Below are 7,488 nucleotides of genomic sequence, written 5' to 3' on the forward strand. Positions count from 1 at the left end.
AAGGCGCGCGTCCGATCCCGGCAAAATCAGACCGGGAGACCCTTCGATGAAACGCCTGTTCGCCACCACTGCGGCGCTCGCCATTCTGGCCGCCGCCGGCATGGCCGCCGCGACCACCCCCGCCCCGCGGGCCCAGGCCACCGCCGCAGCCTTCCCCGCCACGCCCGCGGGCGCCGCCGCCTTTGTCGCCGATGCCGAGAAACAACTGGCGGAGCTGTCGGAATACGCCGCACGCGTACAGTGGGCGCGGGCGACCAACATCACCTTCGACACCATGTGGCTGGAATCCCGGGTCAACGCCCAGGTGACCGAGTTGCAGGTCAAACTGGCCAATGAGGCGGCCCGGTTCAACCGGGTGCGCGTCGCGGACGACGTGCGTCGCAAACTGGACCTGCTGCGACTGGGCATCGTCCTGCCCGCGCCCAACAAGCCCGGCGCGGCGGCGGAACTGGCCGACATCACCACGCGGCTGGACTCGACCTATGCGACCGGCAAGTTTGACTACAAGGGCCGGCAGATCACTCTGGACGACGCGTCGCAGATCCTGGCCGACAGCCGCGATCCGGCCGAGACCAAGGCGCTGTACGAGGGTTGGCGAACCATTTCGCCCGGCATGCGCGACGATTACGCCCGCATGGTCCAGATCGCCAACGAGGGCAGCCGCGAGCTGGGCTTCGCCGACACCGGGGCCATGTGGCGCGCCGGCTATGACATGGCGCCCGACGCCTTTGCGGCCGACACCGATCGCGTGTGGAGCCAGGTGAAGCCCTTCTACGAGAACCTGCACTGCTATGTGCGCGGGCGGCTGAACGAGAAATACGGCGACGCGGTCCAGCCCGACACGGGCCCGATCCGCGCCGACCTGCTGGGCAATATGTGGTCCCAGCAGTGGGGCAACATCTATGATGTGGTGGCGCCCAAGGCCGCCACCACGGGCGGCTATGACCTGACGCAGCTGCTGACCCGCGCCAACTATGACGCCACGAAAATGGTGAAGACCGGCGAGGGCTTCTATACCTCGATGGGTCTGGCCGCCCTGCCCGAAACCTTCTGGGAACGCAGCCAGATCACCCGGCCGCGCGACCGCGAGGTGGTCTGCCACGCCTCGGCCTGGGACCTGGACGGCGCCGACGACATCCGCATCAAGATGTGCACCCAGGTGAACGCCGACGACTTCTACACCGTGCACCACGAGCTGGGTCACAACTACTATCAGCGCGCCTACAAGGATCAGCCGCACCTGTTCCGGAACGGGGCGAACGACGGCTTCCACGAGGCGATCGGCGACTTCATCGGCCTGTCGGCCCTGACGCCGACCTATCTGAACCAGATCGGCCTGCTCGAGACCGTGCCCGGCGCGGAAGAGGACATTCCGTTCCTGTTGAAGATGGCGCTGGACAAGATCGCCTTCCTGCCGTTCGGCTTGATGGTCGACCGCTGGCGCTGGGACGTGTTCAGCGGCAAGACCGCGCCGGACCAGTACAACGCCGCCTGGACCGCCGACATGCTGAAATATCAGGGTCTGGTTCCGCCGGGACCGCGCCCGGACAACGCCTTCGACGCGGGCGCCAAATACCATGTGCCGGGCAACACGCCGTACACCCGCTACTTCCTGGCCCACATCTACCAGTTCCAGTTCCACCGCGCGGCCTGCAAGCAGGCGGGCTGGACCGGGCCGCTGCACCGCTGCTCGATCTATGGGAACAAGGACGTCGGCGCCCGCTTCAACGCCATGATGGAGATGGGCCAGTCCAAGCCTTGGCCCGAGGCGCTGGCCGCCTTCACCGGCGAGACCACGACCGACGCCTCGGCGGTGGCGGACTATTTCGCCCCGCTGAACGCCTGGCTGACCGAACAGAACCGCGGCAAGCCCTGCGGCTGGTGACCGGTTACGCCTGACGACCTGACGCCGGCGAAGCCCCTCGCTTCGCCGGCGTTAACCTTTGACGGTAGCGCTTCCCTTAACCCTGACGCGGCATGATCGCCGGTTGAAGGTCACGCCATCCCCCGAGGCGCGACAGGGGAGCGGCGCACATGGGTCTGGGTCTCGGTTTCGCACGGCGTTTCCTGCGCGCGCGACAGGGCAATGTCGCCATGCTGTTCGCCCTCAGCATGCCCGCGGTGATGATGGTCGGCCTGGGCGGCGTCGATGTGAACCGCATCTATACGGTGCGCGCCCACCTGCAGGACGCGCTGGACGCCGCGACCCTGGCGGCCGCCCGCTCGAACTTCACCGACAACGAGAACATCACCAAGGTCGGGCTGGCGGCGCTGAAGGCCAACCTGCAGCAGGTGCCCCAGATCGAGTTCGACAATGAGGCCACCTTTGTCCTGAACAACCAGGGCGTGGTGGTCGGCTCGGCCAAGGTCAAGGTGAAGACCCTGGTCGCCAACATCGTCCTGCCGCCCTATGGCCAGGTGATGGACGACAAGATCCCCGTCGCCTCGACCTCCGAGGTGTTCCGCTCGAACAACCGGATCGAGGTCGCCCTGGTGCTGGACAACACCGGTTCGATGGAAGGCGCCAAGCTGACGAACACCAAGAAGGCGGCCAAGGACCTGATCACCCGGCTGGCGGCCGCCGACGCCCGCAGCGTCGAGGAAGACGCCGTGCGCATCGCGCTGGTGCCCTTTTCCGAGACCGTCCGGATTTCGCCGGGCCTGAGCGCAAACGACGGCGCCTCGGATAGCCGGCGACCCGCGTGGCTCAGCAATGCGAACGACCACACCGGGGCTACCGGTTCGACCGGCCTGTTCGACAGTGGCGAAGGCCGCTTCACGCTGTTGCAGCGCATGGGCATAGGCTGGAAGGGCTGTGTCGAAAGTCGCGCCTATCCACACAGCGTCAGGGACACAACGCCGTCGTCCGCCAACCAAGCCACGATGTTCGTGCCCCAGTTCGCCCCCGATGATCCGGATCGCGACGCTTACAACAACGACAACGCCTGGCGGAATTACGCCACCAGCAACAACTATCTTGCCGATGGCATGGCGGGGAGCTCCAAGGCCTTCTCCAGTTCGTCGGCTCGCACGAAAGCCTATTGGGATCGCCTCAAGCGCGTCGCGAAATACGGTGAGTCCACCCCGAATCTTAAGGACGACAAAGGCCCCAATCGGGGCTGCAGTCTGGAGCCGGTCATTCGACTGACGGATCAGTATTCCACGCTCACGAGCGCCGTGGATCGAATGGTGGCGGTAGGAACCACCAATGTGCCCATGGGCCTGATGTGGGGCTGGCACGCGGTGTCCCCCAACCTGCCCTTCGGTGATGGGCGCGCCTATGGCAGCGAACGACTGCAGAAGATCATCATCCTGATGACTGACGGCGAGAACGTGAACAACGTCGCCAACAATCCAGCGGGCTCCAACATGACCGGGGTCGGCATGGCCTATCAGGCGCGGTACGGCTTCAACGCCTCATCGTCCGCGACCCAGCGGCGCAACGCCATGGACGACAAGCTGGCCGAGCTGTGCACGAACATCCGCACCCAGAACATCATCGTCTATTCGGTGGGCGTGCAGGTCGATCCGCGGACGCAGGAACTGCTGCGCGGCTGCGCGACCCAGGCCGAGAACTATTTCAACGTTACCGCCGCCGGCGACATTGGGGCCGCGTTCGACCGGATCGCCGGCGCCATCGAGAACCTGCGGATCTCGCGCTAGGACCGGGCGTGAGGCCCCCGGAGCAGGGCCTCATCATGCTGCGATCACAGCAGGCGGATTTCGCGCAGGCGTTCCGTCAGATAGTCCTCGGCCAGGATGCCGCGACCGGCGTAGCGATCCGGATTGTCGGGCGTGACCATCGACGGCAGGGTCTCGATCGGGAAATCCGGATTGAAGTGCAGGAAGAAGGGCGTCGAATAGCGGGCGAAGCCGCGACGCTCGGGCGCCGGATTGACCACCCGGTGCGTCGTCGACGGCAGGACGTGGTTGGTCAGCCGTTGCAGCATGTCGCCGATATTGACCACCAGGGCGCCCGGCGGCGGCGCGATGTCCAGCCACTCGCCGTCCGCGTCCTTGAGCTGCAGCCCCGCCTCTTCAGCGCCCAGCAGCAGGGTGATGACGTTGATGTCCTCATGCGCGCCGGCGCGGACACCCGGCGCGTCGGCCGGAACGGGCGGATAATGCAGCATGCGCAGGACGCTGTTGCCCAGCTGGACCTTGTCCGCAAAAAAGTCGTCGCCCAGCTTCAGATAGTGGGCGATGGCGCGCAGCAGCCTGGCGCCCAGGGCGTCCATCGCCTCGAACATGCCGTACAGGTGCTGACGGAAGCCCGGAACCTCGGTCGGCCAAAGATTGTCGCGCATGTACTGGCGATAGGGATGGCCTTCCGGCAGTTCGCGGCCGACGTGCCAGAATTCCTTGAGATCCACCGCCTTGGCGTCCTTGGCCGCCTCGACGCCGAACGGGGTCAGGCCGCGCGCGCCCCCGGTGCCCGGCACGTGATACTGGCGCTTGGTCTCTTCCGGCAGGGCGAAGAAGGCCTTGGCGTCGTCCACGGCGCTGTCGATGATCCGCGCGTCCAGGCCGTGATCGGCCACGACGGCGAAACCATAGCGTTTGAACGAGTCGCCCAGAGCCTGGCTGAAGCCGTCGAAATCCCGGTCATAGAGGGTCATCGAGACAGGCTGGATGGCGCGGGTCGGGGCGGTCTGGGTCGAGCTCACGGTTCGGGCTTTCGTTGAACGGGCGTGGAAGCGGGGCGATGTCCATACGCCCTATCCCGGCAAATTGGCAGATCGGCGGCGGCAAGCGCCATTTTCGTTCATGCAACGGTCAGCTTGGAACCTTCACCATATGCGTTACGTTTCAGCGTCAACTTCACTGAGGAACATGACATCATGCGCGCCAAGATCCTGCTCGCCAGCGCCAGTATCGCCGTCCTTCTGGGCGGCGCCGCCTGCACCACCACTGACCCGTACCGCTCGGGCCCGGTCCGCAACAACACCGGCACCGGCGCTATCGCCGGCGCCCTGGGTGGCGCGCTGCTGGGCTATCTGACCAACACCTCGAACGGCGAACAGGGCCGCAAGAACGCGCTGATCGGCGCGGGCGTCGGCGCCCTGGCCGGGGCGGGCGTGGGCCAGTACATGGACCGCCAGCAACGCGCGCTGGAGGCCGAACTGTCCGGCACCGGCGTCGGCGTGGCGCGTCAGGGCGATAACCTGGTCCTGCGCATGCCGTCGGACGTCACCTTCGCCACCAACCAGTCGACCATCGACACCCGCTTCCTGTCGGTGCTGGATGACGTGGCCCGGGTGCTGAACGAGTATGACCGGTCGCTGGTCGATGTCGTCGGCCACACCGACTCCTCCGGCGGCGACGCGATCAACCAGCCGCTGTCGGAGCGCCGGGCTTCGTCGGTGGCCGGCTATCTGATCCAGAAGGGCGTGATGCGCGAGCGGCTGTATGTGGCCGGCAACAGTGCGCGTAACCCGATCGCCAGCAACGACACGGCCCAGGGCAAGGCCCAGAACCGCCGCGTCGAAATCCTGATCCGCCCGTTCCAGGGCTGATCCAGACGCTTGAAGTCGAAGAAGGGGGTGGTCCCGCGCGGGCCGCCCCCTTTTTTACCGCCTGAAGGTTTGACGGACGGCGTTCCGCGACTTGCGGTTGGCGCGCCGCCATGCTCCCTGTGGCTTGCGACTCACGCCGGGTCGGGGGCGAGCATGCAGGACGATCAGCACGATCTGTTTCAGGATGATGTGGCGCGCGGCGTGCGTCTGACCGCCATCGCCGTCGCCTCGGCCGTGGTCGTCGCCCTGACGGTCATCGGCGTCGGCCAGACCTTCATTGAACGACCGACGACCGCCCCGCAAGGCCAGTCGTCGGCCTCACTCGTGGCCGTTTCGGCGCGCTAGGCTCTAGGCGCGACCGATCGAGCTGTAACGGAAGCCCCGCGCGCGCATGTCGTCAGAACGATAGACGTTGCGCAGGTCCACCAGCACCGGCTGACGCATCAGCAGCTTGGCGCGATCCAGGTCCAGCGCCCGGAACTGATCCCATTCGGTCAGGATAACGACCGCGTCCGCGCCCTCAATGGCCTCATACGGGCCGGTGCGGAAATCGACGCCCGGCAGCAGATGCTTCGCTTCGGCCATGCCCTCGGGATCGAAGGCCTGGACGATCGCGCCGGCGGCCAGCAGGGCCGGCGCCACATCCAGCGACGGCGCATCGCGCATGTCGTCGGTGTTGGGCTTGAAGGTCAGGCCCAGCAGACCGATCGTCTTGCCCTTCAGGTCGCCGCCCAGCGCCTGGGCCACACGGTCGGCCATGGCCTTCTTGCGCGCGTCATTGACGGCGACAGTCGTCTCGATCAGTCGCACCGGGCTGCCGGCGTCCGTGGCCGTACGCACCAGAGCCAGCGTGTCCTTGGGGAAGCAGGAGCCGCCGTACCCGGGGCCCGCATGCAGGAATTTCGAGCCGATCCGGTTGTCCAGACCGATGCCACGCGCGACCTGCTGGACGTCTGCGCCCAGGGCCTCGCACAGGTCCGCCATCTCGTTGATGAAGGTGATCTTCATCGCCAGGAAGGCGTTGGCTGCATATTTGATCAGTTCCGATGTGCGGCGGCCGGTGAACAGGATCGGCGTCTCGTTCAGGTTCAGCGGGCGGTACAGTTCGGTCATGACGGCGCGCGCGCGCTCGTCCTCCGTGCCGACCACGACGCGGTCGGGCCGCTTGAAGTCGCCGATGGCGGCGCCTTCGCGCAGGAACTCGGGATTGGAGACGACCGCGAACTGGGCGTCCGGGCGGCGTTCGCGGATGATGCGTTCGATCTCGTCGCCGGTGCCGACCGGCACGGTCGACTTGGTGACGATGACGGTGAAGCCGTCGATCAGGTCAGCGATCTCTTCGGCGGCGGCATAGACATAGGACAGGTCGGCATGGCCGTCGCCGCGTCGCGACGGCGTGCCCACGGCGATGAAGACGGCGTCGGCCGCTCGAATGGCCTCGGCGCCGTCCAGCGAGAAGGACAGTCGGCCGTCGCGCACATTGGTCGCGACCAGGTCCTCGAGCCCAGGCTCGAATATGGGGATTTCGCCCTTGTGCAGGCGCTCGATCTTGGAGACGTCCTTGTCGACACAGGTCACGACGTGACCGAAATCGGCGAAACAGGCCCCGGAAACCAGACCGACGTAGCCGGTCCCTATCATCGCTACGCGCATTGCAGACACACTCCCCCGTTCAGGCCTTGCGACTTAGTCGCCCGCCCCGGCTTTGACCAGAGCGGCAGGGTCACACCCTGAGCGCGGCGTAGGCCTGAAACGCAAACCGCCGGCCCCTTTTGGAGGCCGGCGGCAAGCATGGTCATCGACGCTTCTATATGGTCCGCAGGTTGGGGGACCGGACGAATCCGGTCCCCTGCCCCGCAGGGTCTTAGAAGTTGATGTCGATGGTGGCGCGGCGGTTCAGCGGCTCGCGCACGCCGTCGCCGGTGGCCTTGGCCGGGGCGGTTTCGCCCTTGCCGTCCAGCGAGATCACGCC

At 66.5% G+C, this 7,488-nt stretch carries 7 protein-coding genes; 4 read left to right on the forward strand and 3 right to left on the reverse strand.

Annotated elements, in window-relative coordinates:
* Positions 1–46 precede the first annotated feature (46 nt).
* Together EON91_RS08860 and EON91_RS08865 are read left to right on the forward strand one after the other, a co-directional pair.
* Positions 47–1,885 carry a M2 family metallopeptidase gene (locus EON91_RS08860; RefSeq protein WP_292093587.1) on the forward strand — a complete coding sequence of 613 codons (1,839 nt, stop codon included), beginning with the start codon at positions 47–49 and terminating at the stop codon, positions 1,883–1,885.
* Positions 1,886–2,034: 149 nt separating this feature from the next.
* Positions 2,035–3,663, forward strand: coding sequence for a VWA domain-containing protein (locus tag EON91_RS08865; RefSeq protein WP_292093589.1), 1,629 nt, complete (start codon positions 2,035–2,037; stop codon positions 3,661–3,663).
* 44 nt (positions 3,664–3,707) lie between these two features.
* Here EON91_RS08865 and EON91_RS08870 read toward each other — a convergent pair whose 3' ends face one another.
* The gene (locus EON91_RS08870) at positions 3,708–4,619 is read right to left on the reverse strand and encodes a 2-oxoglutarate and iron-dependent oxygenase domain-containing protein (protein WP_292093604.1); all 912 of its coding nucleotides are present in this window, start codon (positions 4,617–4,619) and stop codon (positions 3,708–3,710) included.
* A 222-nt stretch (positions 4,620–4,841) separates the two neighbouring features.
* On the opposite strand from EON91_RS08870, the gene EON91_RS08875 reads away from it, so the two are divergent.
* Both EON91_RS08875 and EON91_RS08880 read left to right on the forward strand, forming a co-directional pair.
* Positions 4,842–5,516: an OmpA family protein gene (locus EON91_RS08875; protein WP_292093592.1), complete on the forward strand. Its 675-nt coding sequence runs from the start codon at positions 4,842–4,844 to the stop codon at positions 5,514–5,516.
* A gap of 153 nt (positions 5,517–5,669) precedes the next feature.
* On the forward strand, positions 5,670–5,861 hold the full coding sequence (locus tag EON91_RS08880) for a hypothetical protein (RefSeq protein ID WP_292093594.1): 192 nt from the start codon (positions 5,670–5,672) through the stop codon (positions 5,859–5,861).
* A gap of 3 nt (positions 5,862–5,864) precedes the next feature.
* On the opposite strand, the gene EON91_RS08885 is transcribed toward EON91_RS08880, so the two are convergent.
* Both EON91_RS08885 and EON91_RS08890 read right to left on the reverse strand, forming a co-directional pair.
* On the reverse strand, positions 5,865–7,169 hold the full coding sequence (locus EON91_RS08885) for a UDP-glucose/GDP-mannose dehydrogenase family protein (protein ID WP_292093596.1): 1,305 nt from the start codon (positions 7,167–7,169) through the stop codon (positions 5,865–5,867).
* Between the two features lie 211 nt (positions 7,170–7,380).
* On the reverse strand, positions 7,381–7,488 hold a 108-nt coding region (locus EON91_RS08890; RefSeq protein ID WP_292091626.1), incomplete at its 5' end, for a hypothetical protein.

Origin of the sequence: Brevundimonas sp. (assembly GCF_004210735.1) — a bacterium.
Classification (GTDB): Bacteria; Pseudomonadota; Alphaproteobacteria; order Caulobacterales; family Caulobacteraceae; genus Brevundimonas.